The 23,951-nt window shown below is 55.7% G+C and carries 16 protein-coding genes and 1 riboswitch; of the genes, 6 read left to right on the top strand and 10 right to left on the bottom strand.

Translation table 11 applies throughout. The features are described from left to right. The first annotated feature begins 476 nt into the window (after positions 1 to 476). From NTX17_01265 to NTX17_01250, 4 genes are all read left to right on the top strand, one after another. A complete protein-coding gene (locus tag NTX17_01265) occupies positions 477 to 1,046 on the top strand; it encodes a hypothetical protein (protein MCX5800008.1) in 570 nt (189 codons plus the stop codon). Positions 1,047 to 1,062: 16 nt separating this feature from the next. Further along, on the top strand, positions 1,063 to 1,251 hold the full coding sequence (locus tag NTX17_01260) for a hypothetical protein (protein MCX5800007.1): 189 nt from the start codon (positions 1,063 to 1,065) through the stop codon (positions 1,249 to 1,251). A 295-nt stretch (positions 1,252 to 1,546) separates the two neighbouring features. Continuing rightward, positions 1,547 to 2,692 carry a glycosyltransferase family 9 protein gene (locus NTX17_01255; GenBank protein MCX5800006.1) on the top strand — a complete coding sequence of 382 codons (1,146 nt, stop codon included), beginning with the start codon at positions 1,547 to 1,549 and terminating at the stop codon, positions 2,690 to 2,692. A gap of 287 nt (positions 2,693 to 2,979) precedes the next feature. Beyond that, a complete protein-coding gene (locus NTX17_01250; GenBank protein ID MCX5800005.1) occupies positions 2,980 to 6,084 on the top strand; it encodes a T9SS type A sorting domain-containing protein in 3,105 nt (1,034 codons plus the stop codon). Between the two features lie 159 nt (positions 6,085 to 6,243). On the opposite strand, the gene NTX17_01245 is transcribed toward NTX17_01250, so the two are convergent. The 3 genes from NTX17_01245 to NTX17_01235 form a co-directional block, all read right to left on the bottom strand. Continuing rightward, positions 6,244 to 6,816, bottom strand: a complete 573-nt coding sequence (locus NTX17_01245; protein MCX5800004.1) for a hypothetical protein — start codon at positions 6,814 to 6,816, stop codon at positions 6,244 to 6,246. 104 nt (positions 6,817 to 6,920) lie between these two features. Further along, positions 6,921 to 8,657 carry a T9SS type A sorting domain-containing protein gene (locus NTX17_01240; protein MCX5800003.1) on the bottom strand — a complete coding sequence of 579 codons (1,737 nt, stop codon included), beginning with the start codon at positions 8,655 to 8,657 and terminating at the stop codon, positions 6,921 to 6,923. A 151-nt stretch (positions 8,658 to 8,808) separates the two neighbouring features. Further along, entirely contained in the window at positions 8,809 to 9,906 is a 1,098-nt protein-coding gene (locus NTX17_01235; GenBank protein ID MCX5800002.1) for a 50S ribosome-binding GTPase, read from the bottom strand. Between the two features lie 359 nt (positions 9,907 to 10,265). Here NTX17_01235 and NTX17_01230 point away from each other — a divergent pair, with 359 nt between their 5' ends. Continuing rightward, positions 10,266 to 11,252: a polysaccharide export protein gene (locus tag NTX17_01230; protein ID MCX5800001.1), complete on the top strand. Its 987-nt coding sequence runs from the start codon at positions 10,266 to 10,268 to the stop codon at positions 11,250 to 11,252. A gap of 48 nt (positions 11,253 to 11,300) precedes the next feature. Here NTX17_01230 and NTX17_01225 read toward each other — a convergent pair whose 3' ends face one another. From NTX17_01225 to NTX17_01195, 7 genes are all read right to left on the bottom strand, one after another. Beyond that, positions 11,301 to 12,326: a hypothetical protein gene (locus NTX17_01225; GenBank protein MCX5800000.1), complete on the bottom strand. Its 1,026-nt coding sequence runs from the start codon at positions 12,324 to 12,326 to the stop codon at positions 11,301 to 11,303. After that, positions 12,326 to 12,946, bottom strand: a complete 621-nt coding sequence (locus tag NTX17_01220; GenBank protein MCX5799999.1) for a hypothetical protein — start codon at positions 12,944 to 12,946, stop codon at positions 12,326 to 12,328. Before NTX17_01220 ends, NTX17_01225 begins: the two co-directional genes overlap by 1 nt. Before the next feature lie 63 nt (positions 12,947 to 13,009). Further along, positions 13,010 to 13,106: riboswitch (cyclic di-GMP riboswitch) on the bottom strand. A 212-nt stretch (positions 13,107 to 13,318) separates the two neighbouring features. Continuing rightward, the gene (locus NTX17_01215) at positions 13,319 to 14,848 is read right to left on the bottom strand and encodes a polysaccharide biosynthesis C-terminal domain-containing protein (protein ID MCX5799998.1); all 1,530 of its coding nucleotides are present in this window, start codon (positions 14,846 to 14,848) and stop codon (positions 13,319 to 13,321) included. A 105-nt stretch (positions 14,849 to 14,953) separates the two neighbouring features. Then, the gene (locus NTX17_01210) at positions 14,954 to 16,960 is read right to left on the bottom strand and encodes a hypothetical protein (protein MCX5799997.1); all 2,007 of its coding nucleotides are present in this window, start codon (positions 16,958 to 16,960) and stop codon (positions 14,954 to 14,956) included. Positions 16,961 to 17,334: 374 nt separating this feature from the next. Next, positions 17,335 to 18,729, bottom strand: a complete 1,395-nt coding sequence (locus tag NTX17_01205; protein MCX5799996.1) for a phenylacetate--CoA ligase family protein — start codon at positions 18,727 to 18,729, stop codon at positions 17,335 to 17,337. 43 nt (positions 18,730 to 18,772) lie between these two features. Then, positions 18,773 to 19,621: a hypothetical protein gene (locus NTX17_01200; GenBank protein ID MCX5799995.1), complete on the bottom strand. Its 849-nt coding sequence runs from the start codon at positions 19,619 to 19,621 to the stop codon at positions 18,773 to 18,775. Positions 19,622 to 19,825: 204 nt separating this feature from the next. After that, positions 19,826 to 20,833 carry a polysaccharide deacetylase family protein gene (locus NTX17_01195; protein ID MCX5799994.1) on the bottom strand — a complete coding sequence of 336 codons (1,008 nt, stop codon included), beginning with the start codon at positions 20,831 to 20,833 and terminating at the stop codon, positions 19,826 to 19,828. Between the two features lie 350 nt (positions 20,834 to 21,183). Here NTX17_01195 and NTX17_01190 point away from each other — a divergent pair, with 350 nt between their 5' ends. Further along, positions 21,184 to 23,841, top strand: coding sequence for a M6 family metalloprotease domain-containing protein (locus tag NTX17_01190; protein ID MCX5799993.1), 2,658 nt, complete (start codon positions 21,184 to 21,186; stop codon positions 23,839 to 23,841). The last annotated feature ends 110 nt before the right edge of the window (positions 23,842 to 23,951 follow it).

The raw sequence follows: 23,951 nt of genomic DNA, 5'->3' as shown, positions 1-23,951 counted from the left end.
GTGGTGGCCGGCCTTTTCGAGAGAAGAGAGGGACAGAATCCGAACAAACAGGGCGCGCTTGGTTCTCGCCAAACGCGCCCTTCTGTTTGGAACAAGATCAGAGAAGACAAAAATCTGTTACCCAGGTCGCCAAGAACGTGGCTATCTCGTACCCACTGAACTGCGTTGCGTTTCACAGAGTTGTACCTCTCCCACGCTGACTGGTGACTTTGGTCGCAAAACTGAGTGGGCGGGCGTGGGTCGCGATGAGTGCGGGCATTTACTCGGTCACATAACTCGTTGACGGGCGAGTAGGTAGGGATCGCGGCAATATCACAACATTAGTTGCGTCCTGGCACGAGTTGTGCGATACAAGAAGATTGGTGCGACCAGGTCACAGGTTGCGAGTGCTAGGATCCAGATGTCATCTCGAGCGGTGGAGCCCACATGTTCAAGGGTGTTGTTGATCGGACCGGGGTTGGAGGGAGTAGTGCGAGATGAGGAGAGCGATGGGAGCGGTGTTGATCGTTGTTTGCCTAATGGTGTTGTGGGCGCCGTGTGGTGATGGTGGTTTCCGTGTGGGGGAGAAGGGTGCGGTGGTGTGGATGGCTGGCGGTGGTGGATGGGAGATGTATTCTGAGTTTAAGGCGTGGCGCCTGGTTAGGCTTGCTGATGTGCTGTCGAAGATACCGGCTGGGGTAGAGGCTGCGAAGATGTACGGGGTTATGGTTGCTGAGCCGGGTGTGTGGTTGGGTTTCTCGATAAAGTTTGGTGCGGTTGAAAAGGTAGTGTTCACCAAGAGCACTAGGATTGTGTTGATCGACAAGGGCGGGAAGCGCTACGAGAGTGAGGCATGTTTGTTCACGCCCGACCTGATGCAGACGGAGGTGTATGACGCGAGGAAGAAGCCGGTGGTCGTGACGAGAAAGTCGGTTTGGAGTAAGGAGGACGCAGGGCGGCCGTGCGGTGTGGTTAAGTTTGCTGAGGGTAGTTTTCGGATGGAGGACATAGTTGAGTTCGAGGTGGTCGGGGCGATCGAGGACACTACCTACCGAGAGACCAGGTGAAAGGAGGTGAGTTGCCGTGAAGAAGCTGATTGTTGTTGTGCTGCTGTCGTTGGTGGTACCCGCTTGCGTGTCGGCGGGTGTCAATCTGTGGTGTGAGCGTGCGAGGGAGACGAATAAGTTGTCGGACTGGATCGCGTGTGCGATTGTGGCGGTTGCGATGGGTGATGGAGAGGAGACCGGGCGAGGCTGGATTGTGCAGGGGTAAGCCGGGAGTCGTGCCCGTGTGCAGTGATGGTAATCACCCGACACCTGCCCCTGTTGGCTTGGTTGCCCGGGCGCCGCTCCGATCACTGGTAGCCAACGAGACGCCGGCTTGACAACGGCAATAGCGTCCGTTACGGTAAAAAAGGCCCCCGTCGCCGTGGGAAAGCGCCGAATCACGTCGCGAGCGATGTCTGGTGCAACGGGGAGCCGGTGAGGAAAGTGGGAACCGAGGCGTGCCGATGTGTCTCGGGCATCGCCGTGAACCATCGTGAAATGGAGCGTGGGGAAGCAGGCCGTTGGGAAGCAGACCATCCAGAAGACTCAGGCTGACTTTGGCTGCGCTCTTCTTCAGATTATTGAAGACTCACACCATCAGTGAGAACCCCTTTGAACTCTGCGGTCCAAACGCAAGGATACTCGTCGTTCGCCAACAGAATCAGATGGGTGACATGCTTCTTGCCACTCCCTGCCTGAGAGCGCTGAGGCAGAGCCTGCCCAAGAGCCGGCTGACGCTTCTCGCTAGCCGTGAGAACGAGGCCGTCGTGCGCAACAATCCACACGTGGACGAAGTCCTTGTCTACGATAAGAGGGCCTTCAGAAAAAGTCCCCTCGCCCTAATCAGATTCATCCGTGCCCTCCGGAGGAGGGATTTCGACATCTGCGTCGTGCTCTCGACTGTTTCTTTCTCCGTCACGAGTTCTCTGCTCTGCCTCGCCAGCTCGGCTCGATACAGGGTCAGCTACAGCGGCGAGAGCTACGGCCTGGCGTTTGTTGACAGAGCGTTTCACGTCACGGTTCCGCTTGGTGATGAAGGCGAGCACCAGACGAAGCTCGGCCTCAGGCTCCTCGAACGTTTTGGAGTGACGACGGCGGACCTCTCTCCGATAATGGTGCCGACCGAAGAGGACGAAAAGTTCGCGGTCAAGTTTATGTTAGAACGTTCGCTTCGCCCGGGAGGCCGGGTGGTCATTGTCGGCGTCCATCCGGGAGCAGGGAAGACGAATAATCGGTGGCCGGCTTCGAGGTTTGCCGGCGTCGCGAAGGCACTGCACACAGACCAGGGAGCTCAGATAGTCGTGATAGGAGGTCCGTCCGATTCAGAGCTGGTTGACGCCATGCTGAAGGAGCTGGAATTTGTTCCCGCAGTCCTAACCGGCGAGAGCATCGGCAGAGTCGCCGCCCTCATTAAGAGACTCTCGCTATTCATCTGCAATGACACCGGGGTCCTTCACGTTGCTGCGGCCGTAGGTTGTCCCACGCTCGCGCTTTTCGGACCCACCGATCCCCTTCGCTGGGCACCGCGCACAGACCGAGTGAGAGCGCTCACCGCCCCCGGTTCCAAGATGGAGGAGCTGGCAGAGACGACCGTGCTTGCCGCGGCAGTCGAGATTATGTCTTCGTTAGGAAAGGCTGGCGCTGAACCTCTTGCTCGTTCATCCTGAGATCGGCACGACTCCTTGAAATCAGGACGACTCGTAGGCTATCGTCTCCTGGTGAGGCATCCATACAATTGATCCACTGCAATTCGTTTTTCGCTGGTAAATCGCGGGCTTTAGTGGTATAATCTGTGTGATTCCTTGGCGTTAGCAGTGAATAGACAGATGCAAAACGGAGGTGTAACGTGCGTCGGGTGTTGCGTCTCTCCACGAGTGTGCTTCTATGTGTCGCTTGTCTCCTGCCTCTCAGTGCTTCTGCCTCTGTAAGCTCACAACAGGTCTCCCAAGACTGGATGGTTGGTTACTCGCTGGTGCTTCTGACCACAGACGACGCGCGAACATTCGCATCCGTCAGGGACGCCGTCCAGGGCACCGGTGCACGCGTTGCGGTGGCCTTTCCTCCAGGGGTGATGTTGGGTTGGGTGCCGCCCGAGCTTTCTTCTACGGTCGCGGCGTTGCCGGGAGTAAAGGGCGTCTTTACAGAGCCCGTTCCAGAGGCAATGCTTGCGGGAATGGATGAAGTCACGCTCGCACATGTGCGGTTCTTCAACTCGGTCGTCTCGGGTCAACTAAGACAGGAGATGGAAGAGGCGAGAGAGGCACAAGAGCTGCGAGGAGAGACGGAGTTGACACCGCTCATAAATGACGCGTGGGATGCCCCGCCTCTTGACGTAGACGCGTACCTCGAGAACCTTCGTTCAGTCGGTTTTGATGCTGACAAGGGAGTAAAGGGGCTCTCCGGTCTCAGCCCTGCGCTCGCCGCCCTGGGCAACAGTGATGACATGATTGGCACGGTCACGGTGACTCTGTTCTTTGTGGAAAGCGACGGCTCGATGGACCCGAACACATACACGTGGACGACCAGCGCCGTGACTTACGCCGTCAACAGCGCGACGTCAGGTCTTTCTTGGTGGTCCAACAAGGCCGCCCGCTACGGGAAACCCCTCTCTTTTACGGTCTACTACTACCCAGGCACGGACGTGCGATGCCAGACCGGCTACGAGCCCATACTTCATTCTTCCTCTGACGCGCCCGACTGGATCGCAGAAATAATGGCGAGCTTCGGCTACTCCTCAGGTTCTCACCTGGACAGGGTGCGTGCTTACGATACGTGGGCGAGATCAAATTACGGTACCGACTGGGCCTTCTCAGCGTTCATCGAGTACAATCCCTCGCCCGCTTCTACTCGCTTTACGGATAACTACTTTGCGTGGGCCTACTTTGGCGGGTACGTAAACCTTCTCTATAGAAACGACGGTTGGCCTGATTTCAACGGCGTCTTCTCCCACGAGACTGGTCATGTTTTCTGGGCCTGCGATGAGTACTATCAGGCCGGCTACGGTGGGTGCACGAGCTGTGGTCTTTGCAGCCACGGCATCAACAACGGCAATTGCCAATACTGCAACTCTCAAGCAGTGGGGTGCATGATGAGGTTGCAGCAAACGGATACACTCCTCTGCGCCTTCACTCCCGGGCACCTGGGCTGGCTGGACGGGCCGATCGTGAAGTATTACTCGCACGTGATCCACGATCCGACCGGCAACAACAACGGCGTGGTCGATGCCGGCGAGAGCGTAACGATGCCTGTGACGTTGAAAAACTGGGGTCTGCCCGTAACCAATGTATCTGCGTTCCTTTCCACAACGGATTCGTACATCACGATTTCCAATAACTACTCTACGTATTCGGACATGGCTCTGGATGGGAAGGCCACGAGCAATACGTCTTACGCTTTCACCGCCTCGTCGGGCACTCCCCCCGCCCACGTGGTGACGTTCACACTGACCATCATCGGGGCGAGCTACGATACGACGGCGACTGTCACAATTCAGGTTGGTGTGGCGCCGATTCTTCTCGTCGACGATGATGGCGGGTCCTCCTACGAGAGCTACTACAAGGCGGCCCTGGATGCGAACGGCTACACCTACGCGAATTGGGTAGTGAAAACACAGGGTTCGCCGTCGCTCTCCGAGCTAAACAAGAGAGAAATCGTGATCTGGTTCACGTCTTTGCAGTCGAGCGTCACGCTCACGGGTCTGGACGAGACGAACTTGCAGAGCTATCTGAACGCCGGTGGCACGCTTTTCTTCTCGTCGCAGGACTACTTGACTGAGAGATTCGAAACGTTCGCACAGAACTACCTCCACGTCCAGGATTTCATCCCGGATGTCGCCAGCACCTCCGAGACGGGTGTTTCCGGCGATCCGATATCAAACGGTCTGAGTTTGACCACGAGTTATCCCTTCTACAACTACTCCGACGACGTCACTCCCGGGCCCAATGCCGGTGCGATCTTGACAAACTCGACCTCCAATCCTGGCGCCTTGCGGTATCCCGCCTCGGGAACCGCGGCGTACAAGGTTGTGTTCTTTGCTTTCCCGTTCGAGGCGGTTGCAAACGGTACGGCTCCTAATAACCGCGCGACAGTCATTAAGAGAGTCGTGGACTGGCTCCTCGCGCCCCAGGACTATCAGCCGCCGAGCATCGCCGTGACCTCTCCTAATGGCGGTGAGGAATGGGAAGTCGACACTGAGCAGCAGATCGGGTGGATTGCCGGTGATAACGCGACCGTGGATTCTGTCAGCATATACTATTCTACCGACGGCGGAGCCTCCTTCCCCTACACGATTGCCACGCGGGAGGCGAACGACTCCACCTTCACGTGGACGGTTCCGGACACACCTTCGGACAGTTGCGTGGTCAAGGTGGTCGCGTACGACAGCTCCCTCAATGAGACAGAAGACGTGAGCGATGCCCTCTTCACCATAGCTCCTCCACCAGACACAACATCGCCGTCCATAACAGTGGTCAGGCCGAACGGCGGCGAGGTCTTCTACTCAGATTCTCCGGATACCATCAGGTGGATTGCCTCGGACAACATCGGCGTCGATTCAGTGAGCATCTACTACTCTATCAACGCCGGCGCGACCTTCCCATACACAGTTGCGACGGGAGAGGCGAACGATTCTGTCTATGCCTGGACGGTTCCGGACACGCCTTCGGACAGTTGTGTCGTGAAGATTGTCGCGTACGACGGCTCTCTGAACACTGCGGAAGATATCAGCGATGCCATCTTCACCATAAGTAGCCCCATGGGCGTGAATCCGATTGCGGAGGTCGCCAAGTTTGGTCTGCTGGAGAATCATCCGAATCCGTTCAATCCCGTGACTCGTATAGAATTCGGGTTGGACGAACAGGCCAGGGTTTCCCTGAGAATCTACGACATATCCGGCAAAGTCGTGAGAACACTCGTGCAGGAGAGCATGTCTGCAGGCAGGCACAACGCCACGTGGAACGGGGAAGACGAATCTGGAATGGCCGTGGCTTCAGGAATCTACGTATGCAGGCTTGAGGCCGGGAGCAAGACGGCCTTGCGTAAGATGGTGTTGCTGCGCTAGTCGGAGGTTTCGGGGCTGCCGTGCTCGACTCGCTCCAGCGCCGTGCGGGCTCGGGGCTGCTTGGGAAACAAAGAAGAGGCAGGAGTGGTTTTGCGCTCCTGCCTCTCACTTTCAGGCGAGGCATACCTGTCTGAAGCAAAGCCTAGCAGTCGCTTACCTCTAGAAAAGTGCCTTTATCCTTCCCCAGGTGGTCGCCTCCACAGAAGTCATGTCCGGTGGCGCCTCGTGCGTCACATCAGCGTCAGAAGTGGAACTAGTCTTCAAATCATAGTTCTGCGACCCAGGCACTGTATCGGAAACGGCCCACGTGAACTGTACAACATACCCAGCAAGCGAACTGCCCAGCGCAATGTAGTATGAACTCGACGACGGCCTAAACCTCACCTTCCAGTTGTTGTTAGGCGCAATCGGTTGAAAGTATGTGATCGCCGCCCAGCCCGTCGGCGCCTGCGCAGATGAATATGTTGACCTGAGAACGTTGTTAGAGTTAAAGAAAATGATGAACTGCTCAACACCGTACGCAAACTGGTAGTTCGCCGCCGAGTACTCGTACTTCCACACGTTTCCCCCAGACGGGAACGGATCGCCCGGGTTATGCCTCACCCAACCAGAGTCCCCCTGATGGTACAGCTTGTACTGAACGTCTGTCTCAGGTAAGGCATCAGCTGATAGAGGAACCAGAAGAAACCCTACCAATAGCACAGTCAGAAGAAACGGTAGCATTTTGGTCATAGTATCAACCCCTCTCCCGGTGGGGACCCTGAACCAAGAACGGACCAACGTTGAACACGAGCAAGATTGGAGGGGGCAGTCGTAATGCCGCCCCCTCCACCATACTACCTCCTGTAAACCAATTTCCCTGTCGCGACACCCGTCGGCGTCTTAAGTTCGTAGAAGTAGATGCCTGAGCTTACCTTTGCACCTTCTTCACTCATTCCGTTCCAGGACACCGAGTGCTGGCCAGGCTGGAGAGCATCGCTCACGAGAGTCTTAACCACTCTACCAGTCACGTCGAACACCTTGAGGTCAACAGGAACCGCACCGTCACCCTTGAGACCGAAGGAAATGCTCGCGGTGCTGGAGAATGGGTTCGGGAATCCCTTGCCCAGATAGTCTATCGATCCGTACCGGTCACGCTCGTAGTAGATGACAGGCGTACTGGTCGGGATCCAGCCAGACGGCACCCTCCTGCCGTTGTTGATGTACTCGGCAATGTCCTTCGCTCTCTCATCATTTGACGTTACCATGTCCATGATGAGCTCATTCACATACGTAACTGCCTGACTTACGTTGGCACCGTCGGCACTGATGACTTGAGCCTGAGAGATCTTGAGCGAAACAACGTTGAGCAACAGGGCAAGCGCCTGCATCTTGGCCTTATCACGCATCGTGCTGTATCTGTTCACCGTAAGTAGCTTGTCCAGCACTTTCAGCTGATCAGCTTCTCCAGTTTCTGGGTCGATCAAGATCATCTTCACTGGATTTAGCAGGTTCCTGTTGAAGTGAGCGTCGATCTCTTCGATGTAGTAGAGCATATCGTCAAGGGTCTCGTGTTCCTTACCCTTGCCGCACCTCCCGCACCTGCTGCACTGGCTACACAAGTAATTGTCAAAGGTCTGGTAGGCCTCACCTTTGCCGCAGTTGCCGCACTTCCCGCACTTGTGACACAAGTAATCGAGACGGCTCTCGGGGGTCTTATCCCTGCCGCACTTCCCGCACTTGCCGCACGAGAAGGAGTTGAGCTGGTGCTTCCAGTAACCGTGGCTTCGGGCGTCGGGTTTGATCTGCAGACAACTAAGCTGGAAGTCAACGACGGTGGGCTGCCCCATGGAAACAGAAGTCGTCTTGGTCTCTTGATCGGCCACAAAGCCGGCCGGAGTAACAACCGTTATGTTGTAATCGCCGATTGCCAATCCTATGAAGGAATAGTGACCGTTCACGTCTGTTGGGATGCCTTCAAGCAGCACGTTGTCAGTTGTGAAGAGGTCAACAGTCACACCGGCCGCGGGCGCCGTTGTTTGACCACCGCCGCACGTGCCCCCGCAGACCGTTACAATCGTGCCTTCGATGCCGCCCAGGAGGCTTGAACCAGGTACAACGACCGTGTAGCCCTCGTGGGCGTCGCCGTTCCAGGCCTCGAAGAACTGGACGCTGGGCAGAGAGTTGGGATCGTTCCAGGTGAATGTTATCGAGAAGCCGCCCAGGGTCCCTCCGGGAAGAATCCGATTAGTTCCGTAAAGCTCGTCCCACTCCAGGTTCCATGAGCCGTCCGGTGCCTCGGGTGTAACAAACACGTCTTCCCAGCCGGCAGGGGCTTCGTAAGAGACGAAGTCCGAGCGATTGAGACCGTCGCTGTCGAAGAAGACAACAAAGCCTGAGAGAGACGGTTGTACGTCAACATTCTCGACTGTGTAGTCCAAACGATACGTCTGGTTGCCGGGCTCACCCCCAACATAATTAAGCGCTGCCGTCGCATTGACCACCGATGGGCTGGCAGCGACGAGGGTCGGCAGAAGAAGAATCCCAAGAAAGACAGAGAGGACAACACAGAACACGTTCGCACACGCTCTCATAGGCACGCTCCTTTCAGCGTTGGAGGCAAGAGCACCCCCACAAACCCCTAGCCGAGAGGATAGGAAAATCCGACGGCTGACCACAAAACGGGATGGAACACTCTGATATTATACTCCTCCGAAGGCCAACTGTCAAGCTATTTGGCAATCCTCACAAGTGCAGTTCTACCACGTCTTTATCGCTCACGACGTGGTCTCTCTCGACGAACTGGCCGTCGAAGACCCCCGCACCCCATGTCTTGGCAAATCTCAGATTCGCAGCGAAATCCTTGTGGACCAGCCTGGCCACGTCAAGTATGGTGCTTCCACCCGGCAACACAAATGGCCTGTTCAAGTCAGGCTTCTTGCCGGGCACCTTTGTGTATACCCTTACAAGGGCCAACATCTCAAAAACCTGCGAGCCAAGGGTGCCGGTGCCCTCTCCAGTGAGAGCAGAGAACGGGACTACTTTCATGCTCTGTCCCAGGTACTCCTTAACTAGCGTCAGAGTCTCAGATTGCACCGTCACATCTACTTTGTTGGCGACCACGAGCGCCTTCCTAACGGCCTTGGCTTCGCTCGCCGCGACCTCCCCCGTGGGCTCCTGTGAAGACGCAGAGCGAGCCTCCGGCGGCGCATCCACGGTCGTAGGCGCATGCTCCGACGCACGCTCCGCGGACGCACTCTCCTGCGATTTCCCCGGCAGTCTGCCTACCAGCGAAATGCCGTATCGCCCCATTTCGCTATGAATCAGTTCGATATCCTCGAACAACGTTGGGGAAGTCACGTCCGCCACTATGAGGGCCGCGTCCGCACTTCGCACCAGTTGAGGAAACCAGTGTTCAACTCCTTCCTCGACGATCGGCGGCATGTCGACGAGTTGTATCTGAATGTCCTCGAACGGCATCATACCGGGCGTGGGTTTTCTTGTGGTGAACGGATACGCGGCGACCTCGGGCTCGGCATGCGTTAATGCCCTCAAAATACTAGACTTGCCGGAGTTGGGAACGCCGAGAAGCACAATTTGTGCGGCCCCTTCTCGTTCGACGGAGAAAGCGTACGGTCTTCTTCCTACCTTGTGAGATTTCTGGAGGCTGTCCTGTAACTTGGAGATTCTTCTCTTGAGATCGGCCTGAAGCTTGTCGGTACCCTTGTGCTTCGGCAAGACGGCAAACATCTCGCGCAAGAAGGCCAGCTTTTCAGCCGGCTCCTTGGCCTCTCTGAATTTTCTCTCAACTTCATGATACTGAGGAGGTAAATTCGCAGGCATGATGTCCGCTAGATCGAGCACTCCAGAGAATCGGTTGCTTCTAGACCGAAGGGATTGGCGTTCACGTTCACAGCACGGTGGCATCCATCTCATGCCGAATCTATTCCACAATATTATTCGCCAGACGTCAAGATGTTTACCTCGTTGTTTTGTCTCTCGCTCGGCAAGGCGATCACCTTTGCCAACGAGTGACGCCTTCGTCCCCGTGTCGTTGCCCCTTTTATGTGTTTGACAGGGTGGGGGGGCGATGCTAGAATGCCGCCCGTTGACCTGCTTGCGCATCTCTGGATTTTGTCGCGCGCACGCGCCCTTCTGAGATTGAGTGTTTCCGTAGGCGGGTAGGCGGGGGAGAAAGACCCATGAGAAGATTTCCGATCATCCTCTCTGCGAGCCTGGTCTTCTGGATGTTGTCGCTTCCATTCATGCAAGCCGTGGCCCCGGTGCTTCCGTGCTTCACCAAGACTGTCGGAATTTTCGCGCCGAGCTTTTGTGAGGCGGCAGACGAACCGGAATATGTGATCGGCCCAAGCGACGTTCTTTCGGTCGTGACACGCGAGCGCCCCGATTTGTCCGGGACCTTTATCGTGACCCCCGAAGGGACGATAGCTTTTTCCTTGTTGGGAGACGTGAAGGCGGCAGGTCTCACTCCTTCCCAGCTTTCTAAGGATCTGAGCAGAAGGCTGGCGGTCTTCCGTGTGAACGAAACCGTCGTGACTGTTGTCGCGTACAACAGTCGCAAGATATTTGTGATAGGGGAGGTTGCCAAACCCGGCAAGTATACTTTCTCCGCCATTCCTTCGATCTGGGACGTTCTTAGCGAGGCCGGCGGACCAACTGCGGGCGCCCTTCTCAACGCAGTGCAGATTATTCGTGCCGGCACGGGTGAGACGATCACGGTTGATGTCAGGAGAATGCTGAGCGGCGACGCAAGGGAGCAAGTGAAACTGCAGCCGGGCGATACGATCAGGGTCCCAAGCAGGACCACCGCCTCTCCCGAAGGTTACGTAATCTATATCTTGGGCGAGGTAAAAATGTCTGGCACCTACGATGTCGCCATGGTGAGGGATCTTGTGGGCGCCGTTGTGGCTTCAGGCGGCCCCACAGAGACGGCCGACCTGAAAAAGGTGACGATCGTGCGCAGGGCGGCCACGGCATCCACCGTGTTCAAGGTAAACCTGGAAAAATTCCTCAAGGAAGGTTTGACTTCGGGCAATCCGGACCTCAGGTCAGGTGACACCATCACGGTCCCCAGAAAGAGAAGTGTCCTCGGGACCGTGTTTAGCTTTGCAGGATTGGCCACCCTCTTGTCAGCCGCGGCTAGCGTGGTAATAATCGCGGGTTCGTAGTTCCAGCGAGCGGTGATCTCTAAGACGGGCAGGATCGCCTTCGGAGCTCTACTTCAATACGGCGATTTTCCTTGCGCTGCTCAGTTCCCTCGAGCCAAGTACGCAGAAGTATATGCCGGGAGCCACCCTCTCTCCGTTGTCGGTCTTCAAGTCCCAGATCACCGCGTACTGACCCGGTTCCATCCTGCCTTCACTTAGACCACGCACAAGTCTCCCATGTATGTCAAAAATCCTAATCGTCCCCAGGATCTCGTCATCGGCGATCTCGTATCTCAATACGACCTCGCTCAGACACGGATCTGGGAATGGAGCCAAAAGCCTGGTCGCAACGGGCGGAACAGACGGAGCAGTTGCGGAGGTTGCCTCCGCGAGGGCGCTTTCGTTGCCGGAATTGTCAACGGCCGTCACGCTGTAGCTGTAGCTCAGGCCCGCAATGACGTCCTTGTCTAGATAAGTAGTCGCGTACACTAATTCCGCAGTTATCGCTTCGTATTCGTACTGGGAATAACTGCGGTAGATCAAATAGCCTTCAACGTCGGCGGCAGAAGACTGGCTCCAGGTAAGCATGATGCCGCCCGCCACTGTCGTGGCCGTAAGTCCAGCGACTGGAGGTGGGGGAGTCTCGTCACCCGGCGTGTTTGTGTCCGGCGAGGCGGCAGTCGTTACGACTGCTATGTTTGAGAAAAAGGACCAGTTCGGCACTTCGTCGGCGGTTCTCAAAATGAAATAGTAGGTGTTACCCGGCGCGAGGCCGGCCACGACGAAGCTGTCCGTGTTTCCTGGTTCGCCGGGCACCGGGAGACCCGCACATGTCGCTGTGGTAGGCGCGATCCACCAGCCCAGCGAATCCGTGCCTTGAATCTGGTTTCTCGAGAAACGCAGATCGTACTGGCTTGCCCTTCCTACGGTTCCGTCATCACCTGGAGCAGTCCACTTGAACGTCGCGCTCGTCGCGCTGACGGAGGCGAGAGTGGGCCAGGCCGCATGGCAAAACGTTGCGCTCGTCGCCGACAAGATCGGAGACACTGCCAGCACCAATGCTATGAGAAGACGTCTACCTCTCAAGGCACGCATTACACGACTCCGCCGAATGTTTTGTAGTCTCTCGCAGGCTCTTCTAACAGAATAGGCCAGCCGCTCAGGACTTCAGTCTCTTCCTGAGCTAAACTGACCCTCCCTTGCGTCTCGGGAGCCACACTAGCACATGCGTCCGCGAGCACAAGCAAAAAATCTTCGTACCGTCCAAAATTCTGCTCCAGGCGGGCAAGGTTTCTCACCGCGGCCGGAGCGATGGTATCGGGCGCTGCGGTAGTGGCACGCACCGCCACGTTAGAGAACCCAGACCAGTTGGGCACCTCGTCTGCAGTCTTGACCATCAAGTAATAGGTCTTGGACGCCTGTAATCCTGTGATCATGAAGGTCTCGGTGGTGCCTGCGGTATGGGGAGTGGGTTCACCGGTACATTGCGTCGCCTGGCTCCACCACGTTGTGGTGTCAGTGCCGCTGATGCTTGACACGGAGTACCGGATGTCGTATTGCGAGGCCAGACCCGTCGACCCGTCGTCGCCGGGGGCCGTCCACGTCAGCGTGATGGCATTCCAGTCCGCTGCTTCGCCCACGGCGCACATTACCGTTGAAGCTGCAAGCACCAAGAGAGTCGTCAATCCCATTAGTACTCTAGTGGAAAAGTTCATCGCGTCATCCTCCTCCCGGCGAGCCAAAGAAAAAAGCCGCCAGAAGAACTTGTGTAAAGTTCCCTTGGCGGCTCGGCGAACAGAAGGGGCGACGACTTCGCCTCTTCACAGCCCCGGTGCTCTGCGTCCCAGTCTTTCGACTGGTTTGCTCTTTTCAAGGAAACGTAGCCTATGAAAGAGCCGATAGCCAAGTCCTTTGGGGAGCAGGAACTGTGCCACGGAGCGTGCTGAGCTGGTCGGCGTAACTCCTCGTATGCCAGGTCGTTGAAGCGTCGCTCCCTGCGTAGCGAGTGAGCGCCGCTTTCGCGAGGGTTCTTCCGATGCCTTCTGCACGCCGGCGGGGGTGGTTTTGCAACAGAGGTCCGAGATGTCCTATCTTGAGACGATCGTTGCCACGCGCCTGAGCTGGGTTGTCACCTTGGTGCCGATTGAGGTTCGCTCTTCCTTTTCCAGACATATCCACCATGCGGGAATGAAGTAGCCGCCCAGCAAGAATAGTCCCGCTTGTATCAATCTCGGGAAATCGGAGACTTCGACAAGGCTTCGTGCCAATAGGCCGCTCAACACACATGGGAAAACGCAAATGAGCGGCCCGACCCATGTCTGTTTGAGGTAAGAGAGCCGCGTAGTTCCCAGTTCCTTAGGAGCAAAGTAGCATGAGATAAACCCAAATTCTATTACAGCCGCAGGAATCAAACTGCCAAGCGCGACCCCTATTGCGCCCACCCTGTGAACAAGGAAAACGCCTAACAAGACGTTTGCAATGGCAGAGGCCACCATCGCGAAGGCAGGGAGCTTTGCTTTGCCCCGGCCAAAAAGCATTGCGTACGAGAACTGCTGAGCTGAGAGGAATACAAGTGCGAGGAGCAACACAAGACCGGTGGGCCACGTGTTGGCTGCAAACCGCTCTCCCAACCAGATCAGGAGGAAGTCGCGCCCCAAGAAGAAGAAGCTGACAAACCCACACAATGCAAAACCTACTGCAAATCTTGTCCCCAAAATTGTGACTCGCCGCGTTCCTGCCATGTCTTTGAGCGCAGCCATTCCACTGGTAAGCGGGATGGCTACGACTGCGGCCGAAGAAGTGAAGGCTCTCAGATACCCAGCGAGGCTCAAGCCTATGGCGTAGTAAGCGGTAGCCGTGGTGGAGACTCCAACCCCCACTATGATGTTGCCGGTCTCTTGCGAGACTCTTGCCGCTATTTGGGCCAGGAACGCGAAGAGACCATAACGAACAACCTCCAACCAGCTTTCCAGACTGAAAGAAGCGGTTGAAAACCTGAGAGATGGGATGAGGGGGCGAAGCATTAGAAACGACACGGGACAACTCAAGATCGCTGTGATAGCCACCACCCAGGCAAGCTCCGGAAGGCCGCCTCCGCGTGAAAGAACAAGTACAATTCCCGTGGTTCTAAGAACAAGCGTGATCGTACCGGCCAGATTGGAAATGTCATACCGACCGACGCCGTACATGTAGCCACTTATTAGCCCGCTGCCTATGGAAAAAATCACAGCCAACGCGCTCGGGAGGATGGAAGCAGCAAATGGTTCCCCGAGAGAACCACCTATGTGCAACCATAGAGCAAGATGATCGCGGACAGCCAAAGCAACTATCAGTAGAGCAGAGCCGCCAATAACAAGAGAAAGAAACGAAGAATAGAATTGTGAGGTCAGCCTTGCATAATCCTTCTTTGTCCAATATTCTGCAGCATACTTGACCACGGCCGACCTGACGCCGAGGTCCACCAGACCCATGTATCCTGTAAGCGATACGAGAATATTCCAGGCTCCGAATTGAGAGTCGCCGAGCATGCGCACCATGAAAGGGGACAGATAGAATGCGACTCCAATATTCAGAATATAGAAGGCCCAGTTGGATGCTACGTTAGTCCATGTTCGCATATCATAACTCTTCGGGAGACTAACAGGTGCGCTGGAGGCACGCAACTCAATCGTTTGCTCGCTGAGTGAAGATTGGAGTCTTGCGAAATAGGGTGTACGAAGGCGCTAGCGAAGATCCCCGACCGGGGCCGGTGGGGTTGTGTCGGAACCTGAGGAAGGAAAGTAGGTCGGGAGCGATTCGTTTCCCGCCCTGTCCATTGCCGTCACAGCGTAATAAGGAGAGTAACTGGAATTGGCTTGCCAGTCTACGAACTTGGTCGCCGCGGCGCCAGGTGATGCGATCAATCTTTGTGGAGTGCATGCCGGGGCTCCTGCCACCGAATAGTAGATGTTGTAGTAACGGACGTCCTTATCAGTGGGACCCTGCCAAGTCAGTTGATATACGCCGGCAGAAACCTGCGAGACAGACAGACTGTTTGCCTTTCCGGGATGCGTGGTGTCCCATCCAGTCAGACCTTCTGCACGGTAGTTGTTCCAGGTAGCCGAGCCACTCGAGACGGTCACCATCAGCACATTGGAAAGATAATCGGATTCCAATCCCGAGTTTTCCTCAGAAGTCACGGCATAGTAGTACGAATGTCCGGCAGAAACAGTGTTATCCACGTATTCCTGATCAGTTATCACGGCCGGGGAGATTTCGAGGAAGTTGTTGTCTGAATCAACGGAGCGATATACGTGAAACCCCTTGATCTCTCGGGCGACTTGCGGACGGTTCCAGGCCAGTGTGACCTGATTCTGCGATAGAGACAATGCTCTGACGTTCGCAGGAGGGTAGGGGTGTCTCGACACGGCAACATACATGTCAACTCTGTCGTCGGAGGTCTGAAGCATGCTTGACGTGAAAAACGCCTTTGTCGCATCAGGACTCTGGGCAGGTCTAGGATTTGCTGAGTAATCTCCAGCACCCCCATTTATAAATGAATAGGTATTTGCAATTGGGGCAGCATATGTCATATCAGTTCTAGCTTTAACAATCGTACCTCCCCAAGTATATCCAATAGTAGGGGCTGTAAATACCCAGGTTGAATCGTAGCCATCCCAAGCGGTATGACCTCCACCAGCATAAGGCATGGCTACCAATTGTCGTAGAAAGGTCTTAGTCCTGTTATTTCTAAGTATTAAACCATAGTCATTGTCCCCGTCTGAATCATAATAGACCACTTCATTGTTCATTCCCCAAGCAGGGTGAGAGTAATAAGGTAGAGCAGGATCAGGTCGACTCATCATGACTGTAATACTATCTCTATTTCCACTGTAAGGAATCTCGAACATCAGGGCTTCGCCACCCTCGGGAGCTTCGTACGTGAGTTGCCAGCTATCGTCAGCCGTTCTCATAAACGTCGTGCCGTCATCATGGTAGCAGCATTCGTTTGAAACGGAGTGGCCCGTGATACCCGTGAGGTTGAAGTGCAAGTTGTAGGAGACAAGTCTACCCGGTGCTCCTTTTGCCTTGTTGAGGTCTACCATGTATACGTTAGGATAAAATGAACCATCCCGGATGTATTGGTTGCGGTCAATCACCATCACCCTGTTGTTTTCCGAGAGATAGGTGTCTATTTCTTTTCTTCTGGTCGTCTCTGGAAAGCTCTCTTCGAGTGTCATCAGGTCCCCCGATGCCAAATTCACCTTGTAGAGACCGTCAAAGTACCCGAAGTATATAAAAGATGCATTCACCCTGTCCCAGGCCGCAATTCTTGTGTATGGAGGAATGTACGAGGCATTGGTAACCCCGTAAGGCAGGAGACGGCGAAATCCGCTGCCATCACCGTTCATAATGTACCAATCCGGGTCTCCGTCGTATAGCTCGCCCGGCGCGCGGCGCGGCGACACGAAGGCAATACGGGATCCGTCGCAGTTCCACGGAGTCTTGTTTATGCCGTTATTGTGTCTGCTGAAGTCGGGGTCGTTTGTCAGTTTCCACATCTCTGTGCCATACGTCACGTCACGGAAAATGACCCTCTCGCTTTGCCAGTTGTTGCTTTCAACGAGAAGTGCACTCGGTTTCGATACGCTCATGGACTTACGGTTAAAGAGCTCGACAAGATTTTGATAATAGGTGGAAGGAACCGGGTCGGTCGCGGCCAGACTTCCGCCTGCCGTTGTCAGAAGCAATAGGGCGAACACCAACGAGGAACGGAAGAAGGCCTTCCTCGTCCGACGTGGCTTGCGGCAGGACTCGCAATCGCAGCGAGAAACCGTTTCTCTCAATTGGGCGAGCCGGCGCAGCGTTTCGTCGGATCGATTTGGATCAGAAACACACGTCTTCGTTTTCATTTCGGATTGGCTTGAGTCCCCACTGAAAAAACGACACCAATGAAGGCTAGTGCCTATATTACCACGTTTTACTAGCAAATTCCACGCCAGAATGACCCTGGGCGTTCTCGTGACGCCACCTGGGGTTACACGCCTTCCTGCCGAGGAATCGTGTTACGGCCGATGCGAGATCCAGTACTGCGATGCAACCTGCAACTTGAAGAAAGACCTCCTCAGGCACCACCGACCGTGAAAAAGGGATTCTCTATCTTCGAGATGCAGAAACGATATTTGCCCGATCTCTCCGAGGGAATGCTCTCGACGTACTGGATGGAGTACCCCATCTTCTCGCCGAAACGCTCTTTCACCAGGCGCGCGATCTCGTGTTCGGTGACCTCGGTGAAATCCTGGGCCCTGACGATCCTCAGGACCAGATGATCTATCCGCTCCTGCACGATCTGAAACTGCTTTATCCCACTGAGCAACATCGCGAAGTTCTCCGTGAGCGATATGCCGGACACAAATTTCCCCTCCGGCGTGGTGACGTAGTCGGCGACGCGCCCCTGGAGGGATTCCATGAGCGGAAGTGTGCGCCCGCACCTGCACGCCCTGTCCGAAGCGACACCCACGTCACCGATTGCATATCTTATGAACGGCATGCCGTAGTTCGTCAGGTCCGTGACTACTATGACGCCAGGCTGACCGGGAAGAACGGCTTTGCCCTGTTGGACGATCTCCACAATCAGTGTGTCCACATTTGTGTGGAGTCCATCGTGTTGTTCACATTCGGAAGCTATGAGGCTGACCTCTTCACACCCGTATCGGTTGGTCACGCTGCAACCGAAAGCTTTTTCTATTTCCCTGCGTTCGTGATCGTGAAGGACCATGGCAGTACTAATCACTCCCTTGGGTCTGATGTCTGCCGGGCCTTTCGAATTGAGGAATCTGGCGACCAGATACAGCGAATGAGCGTGCCCGAAGAGGAGAGTGGGCCTGCCTTTCTTTATCCGGTGGCAGAAATCCGCTATGTCCTCTTCATCCATTTCCAGGGTGTCCAGGTAGGAATACCTCTCCAGGAGAAGGTTTCTCAGGCGTCCGCGCCAGCTTCTCAGGTGGCCTGGATTTCCCCAGATCGCTCCGACCTTTTCCCCCAGGTTCCAACCCGTCCACCTATCGTGTCGTATGGTACATGCCCTCTTCCACTGGCGGCTGTCTTCGTCCCAAAAAAGCTCAAGAGAAACACCGGTGGAACCCGAGGTCTTTTTCGATACGAGCTTACTTCTGGAGATGTTCTTCGCGACCATTCTGTTCTTGTCTGCCCTAATATTGTCTTTTGTGAGAAAAGGCAGCCTGTGCAGGTCGTCCCACGATCTGATGTCATCCGGAGTAGCGCCCACGCTCTCCATCTTTTCAAAGTAGTACTCTGTGTTGTCGTACGCATGCCTGAGAAGCCTCTTGAACCTTCTCCATTGATCCTCTCTTACTTCATTCAGGGGACGGAACTGCGATTCTTCCAGATACTTAAGGTGTTTGAGATAGGGGGTGCGTTCCTTCATCGCCCACAAGGGAGCAACAACGTTCCTTACGATTATTGAGAAGAAGTCTGCCTCAAATTTCTCGGTTTGCATTGTCAGAAACATCCTACTGGATTCCCGCGCTCTGCCCGGCCCGCTAACGATCGAGATCCGAGTCCGCCGCGGTCACGTACCATTCATCTCTTGGGAAGTTTTCAAGCCGACTCTTTATCGCCATGGCACCGGTGTACAGCGTCGGCAGGTACCCCGCCTCACGTAGACTGGCTTCGAAGTCCGGGGAGAGGCAACGGCAAACCACGCGTACGACTCCAAGGCTCCTGAAATGTGATTCCGCGGCGTGAATCAAAGCCCTCCGCATTTGGCGGCCCATTCCCTCCCTTTCCGTCAGGAAATCGATCAGGAAGGCAGTGTCGTCCTCGATCCTTCCTACGCAATACCCTCCGTACGTGCCGCGTTTATCGAACGCCTCGAACACGAAGTAGTTCGCGTACGGATGCCTCTCAAAGCGCCAACGCAACGTTGCATGATCTCTCATGCAGATGTTGGAATATTGCTCCCTGCATGCCGACCAAAGTTGGTCAACGCGAGGGTCGAACGTTCGTCCGACCTTAACCTCTACGTCAGGAGTCGCAGATGGTCTGAGGCGATAGGCCTCCGAGAACATCATTGCGAGAAGCCGTTTCCCGGCGATATATATTCCGTTCTTCAGGGAATCGGCCAGATACCGAGGCCTGAAAAAGAGCTTCTCATACTGATGGATTAGACTGATAACGGTCCAGCCGTACTTGTTCTGGAGCTCTCGCGCCTCCGGCGATTGTCCGGAGGCCAGGGCGACCTCAAAGTCGTCAACCCACCTGTCGTAAAGACGACTGGCGATCTTGTTTCGCCGGTGCTCCTTTTCGACATACATATCTCTCCCCCAGCAGGCGCTGTAAGTCCTACCCCGATGGAATAGCAGGGTAGGCATCAGTACAAGTTGGCCCACGGTCCTCTCCCCTTGTTTCGCCAGCAATAGCGGGGCATAACCCTCAGGTGTGTTAGGATTCTCGCGCACGATCCAAGGGAACCAAGTTGCACTTTTCTCGACGGGTGGGGGCATCCACGAGCGTTGCCAAAACTCCCGGAGGGATACGTCTGAATCTGTTGAATAGTATTCGAGCCTATAGTCGTTATTCATGGTTTCCGTATGTCAGATCCTGAATCCAGCAAGACTGCCCTCTATCTTCCATGCGAATTCGCTCAAGTCGAAAGGCACCGATATTCTTCTCAAACACAAGGGATCGCTTCCTTCCCGAACCACCCCCGGAACGCATGTGACTGCCGTCTTGTAGCCGGCCTCTCGGACGGCTTTTGCTGTTCTCTCGTTCCAATGGGGCTCCAAGATTGGCGACGGATAAGAAAAATCCTGAACCGGTTTCTGAAGTATGGCCTCAAGTCGATTCTTTGAAGACTGAAGCTCAAACTTCAGCGTATCCGCGTTTTCGACGTATGCCATATTCGGATGGGTCATTGTGTGAGATCCGATTGTGTGACCCGCCGAGGATAAGGAGCGTACGTGATCCCATTCGAGCATGAAGCATTCGTCTTGTCGGTTCGTTGTTCCGATGTCTCCCTCCACTCTCACCAGAAAGGCCTCTTTTTCCGATCCCGAAAGAGGGGCGCAGAGGCGGCAGGCATGAACAAAGGCCCTGTTCCTGTCGGCTTCATTGTCGAGAGGGAACTCCTTTCGGGTAGTGAAGCACGTCCACGCTGGAGAAGCGGTTCCGTAGAATGCCGTGCGAAGCCTGACGAACCAGAGCGGCTTTCTGCGGTCGACATTATCGACCGTCACGTAGAATGTCCCCCTGATTCCGTGTTTCGCCATGATTGCAGCCGCCACGTTATGGTTATCGTCAAAGCCGTCGTCAAACGACACGACAACGGATTTCCTGTCTACGGACCTGTCGCCCGTAACGAAGCGGAACACATCCTCCATGTTCAAGATCTCGTAGTTCCGCGATAGAAACTGCATTTGTTGCTCAAACACGTGGGCAGGATGAATGATGCCCAGGCCGATGGTGTTTCGACAGGCCTCGGGATCGGTTCTAACGGAATGATACCTGAGAATGACGATGCCGGGGCCTCTGACTCGTTGGACCAATCCACTGAAGTCAATCTTCAACAAAGAGCTTCTAATGAAGCCTTTTATCTTGCTCACCGTTTCTCGCTAGTTCGATGTCGCTCTTCCTGATAAAGCACACTTCCCATACCGGACCACAAACCAGCCATGTCCTTGCTGAATGTACTTCAAGAGTCCCGCCCATGTCCAGACAGATGTTATGAGGGTGGCAGGAAGCCAGCCCCAAAAGCACTCTTAGTCACTTCGACCGATAGGTTACGCCGTTTCTTTCGGTTGACAGAGGCCGCAACTTGCGGTATGATAGCAAGGATGAGCGTCGCGGTAACTGTTGCCGCGGCTGTCTCTGCGAGCGTGCTGATTGTTTATTCGGTATTGTGCCACCAGACTGGAAGCCACCAACCGTGCGTTCGTCCTCGGACGGAGGAGTGATGAGCCGGCGGAAACTCATCCTGTCCATCTTCTGTTTGTATACCTCGTTTCTGTGCGTCCCGCTTTCTGCGTTTTTCGCCCCTTCATGCTTGTCGATGCCCTTAAGACCCGACCTCGTGGATAGACTCAAGGCCGAGGGACGGCTTGAGGAAGAAGGCCGAATTGCGAGGGAAGCCTATGACAGAGGCGTGAACCACCCGCCCGCAGTCCGACCTCTTATCCAGGCGTCTCCGTCGCCCGAGCGACTCCTGGGCACTTCGGCCACGCTGACGGTGGAAAGAAACGCGATCGTAATACTGGTTGATTTCTCAGATAACACGGCCAGTACCGCCACCTACCCCCCGTCACACTACAGCGAGATGCTCTTTAGTGAAGACAGTTATCCCACGCGCAGCATGAGAGACTACTACATCGAGAACTCCTACGGGCAGTTTGCCGTCGGAGGGGCGGTCACGCAATGGCTTCGGATGCCACAGACTTACGCCTACTACGTTGACGGGCAGCGCGGATTACTCGGAGCGTATCCCAATAACGCGCGGAAGCTCGCGGAAGACGCCGTGCTGGCCGCAGACGCTTACGTGGATTTCTCCCAGTTTGACAACGACGGGCCCGACGGCGTCCCGAATTCCGGCGACGACGACGGCTACGTGGACGCAGTTTTTGTCGTACACGCCGGGAAGGGATACGAAGAAACTCTCAATCCCAACCACATCCATTCGCACCAGTGGTCCACCAAGAGCCCGATCACGGTGGATGGGGTGAAGGTTTCCACCTACTCGATGGAGCCCGACAACGGCAAGATAGGAGTGTTTAGTCACGAGTTCGGCCACGTGCTCGGTCTGCCGGACCTCTACGACAGCGGCTACGACGCACGAGGGTTAGGATACTGGTCCGTCATGGCCGGTGGTTCGTGGGGAAACGGCGGGCTTACGCCCACACACTTTGACGCGTGGTCGAAGAGCAAGCTGGGTTTTGTGACGCCACAGGTGTGCACGACGAACGTGGCGGCGGTCTCTCTTCCGAACGCCGAGACGTCGCCGACCTCCTACGTCGTCTGGACGAACGGCGTCTACTCGAGGGAGTATTTCATGGTCGAGAACCGGCAGCAGACTCTCTTCGACTCCTACCTTTTGGGTTCCGGACTCGTCGTCTATCACGTGGACGAAGAAGCCCTCGGCAATAACAGCCAATGCTGCGGAGCGTGTGTCCTGCACTGCATCGTGGCCGTCGAACAGGCTGACGGCGAGTGCGATCTCGAAAACAACACGAATTCCGGCGACACGGGGGATCCCTTCCCGGGCTCCGGCGGGGCGAATAACCCCAACCATGTCTTCGACTATTCTTCTACTCCGAACAGCAGGGACTATTCCGACAACGACACGCAGGTTGCCATGGACGGCATCACTCTCGCCGGCGGTGTGGTTCAGATGGGGGTGACGGTAGAGACGTTGCCCGCAATCAAGATCAGCGGCAAAGCGGTGCATGATACTCTCGCACTCGGCTCGGGAAACGGCGACGGAATACTCGATCCGGGCGAGACGATAGACCTCTCTGTCGAACTCAACAACTACGGTATCGACGCGGAAGATGTGCGAGCCGGACTTCATACGTCTGATGTTTTTGTGACTCTGATCTCGGACACAAGCGCGTACGGAGCGATTCCTGCGAATGAAATCAGATCTCCCGAGGTACCGTTCGAGCTTTCTCTCTCGTCAACCTGTCCCATTCCCCACGGCATCATTCTTGACATGAATATTTCCGGCTCGCCCGACTATTCCGTCTCCAGAAGGTTCTTCGTGGGCGTGGGAGACACCGTGGGTTTCTACGACTGGGGTCACTCGGCCGTTAAGGATGGGTATGAAGACCAGTGGCATCTGAGTACTGAGAAGAACCACACGACCGGCGATGCAAGCTGCTGGAAGTGCGGCAGCACGGTTCTCGACAACTACGCCAATCTGATGGACGCCGCGCTCTACACCACTCCGTTCTATGTCACCGAAGGCACCGAGCTCACCTTTTGGCACTGGATGGAAGCCGAATACTACAACGCCTCTGTCGCCTGGGACGGCGGCGTGGTCGAAATCTCGGTGGCCGGAGGGCCGTGGCAAATCATCACTCCGTCCGGCGGCTATCCCTACACAATGAAGGCGTGCCCAGAATGCTACAGTCCTTTCCCGGCCGGGACTCCGTGTTTCTCGGGCATCTCGGGCGTCTGGAAATACGAGCGGTTCATCCTCTCCGGCTACCCGGGTCCGGCGAGAGTGAGATTCAGATTCGGGACCGACGTCGCCGAGACGTACAGAGGCTGGTACATCGACGATGTCGCCCTCACCAACGCACAGCTCACGTCCGTGTCCGAACAATCGCCGCCGGAGGTTCCTACAAGTCTCCTCGCCGCCTATCCCAATCCCTTCAATCCGCTCACGACCATCAAGTTTTCCGTTGCGGCAAACGAGGGTCCGGCACATCTCTTTATTTGTGATGTGAGCGGACGTCTCGTCAAGCGATTGGTGGACAAGGTACTTCCAGCCGGCTTGTACGAAGTGCGTTGGGACGGGCGAGACAGGCGCGGTTCCCAGGTCGCGGGCGGGATATACCTTTGCCGCCTCGAGACGGACCGGACGTCCCGGGCGGTCAAACTGGTGGTCCTCAGATAAGACAGATCTCTCCGGCGTCACCCGGATTCTTGATCTGAGATAGCGATTCACCTCCGATCATCAGACCGATGTCCGCAAGCCGACGTCCCCAAGCCGGCGCCGCCATGCTG

The sequence above is a fragment of the Candidatus Eisenbacteria bacterium genome (genome assembly GCA_026388185.1).
Lineage (GTDB): Bacteria > Eisenbacteria > RBG-16-71-46 > JAFGJU01 > JAFGJU01 > JAPLKG01.
This window is presented reverse-complemented; position numbering and strand designations above follow the sequence as displayed.

Coding starts and splice junctions, on each gene's coding strand:
- NTX17_01230 (MCX5800001.1), top strand. CDS start 10,266: ATGAGAAGATTTCCGATCATCCTCTCTGCGAGCCTGGTCTTCTGGATG.
- NTX17_01225 (MCX5800000.1), bottom strand. CDS start 12,326: ATGCGTGCCTTGAGAGGTAGACGTCTTCTCATAGCATTGGTGCTGGCA.
- NTX17_01245 (MCX5800004.1), bottom strand. CDS start 6,816: ATGACCAAAATGCTACCGTTTCTTCTGACTGTGCTATTGGTAGGGTTT.
- NTX17_01220 (MCX5799999.1), bottom strand. CDS start 12,946: ATGAACTTTTCCACTAGAGTACTAATGGGATTGACGACTCTCTTGGTG.
- NTX17_01250 (MCX5800005.1), top strand. CDS start 2,980: ATGGTTGGTTACTCGCTGGTGCTTCTGACCACAGACGACGCGCGAACA.
- NTX17_01265 (MCX5800008.1), top strand. CDS start 477: ATGAGGAGAGCGATGGGAGCGGTGTTGATCGTTGTTTGCCTAATGGTG.
- NTX17_01235 (MCX5800002.1), bottom strand. CDS start 9,906: ATGCCTGCGAATTTACCTCCTCAGTATCATGAAGTTGAGAGAAAATTC.
- NTX17_01215 (MCX5799998.1), bottom strand. CDS start 14,848: ATGCGAACATGGACTAACGTAGCATCCAACTGGGCCTTCTATATTCTG.
- NTX17_01190 (MCX5799993.1), top strand. CDS start 21,184: ATGAGCCGGCGGAAACTCATCCTGTCCATCTTCTGTTTGTATACCTCG.
- NTX17_01240 (MCX5800003.1), bottom strand. CDS start 8,657: ATGAGAGCGTGTGCGAACGTGTTCTGTGTTGTCCTCTCTGTCTTTCTT.
- NTX17_01205 (MCX5799996.1), bottom strand. CDS start 18,729: ATGCAAACCGAGAAATTTGAGGCAGACTTCTTCTCAATAATCGTAAGG.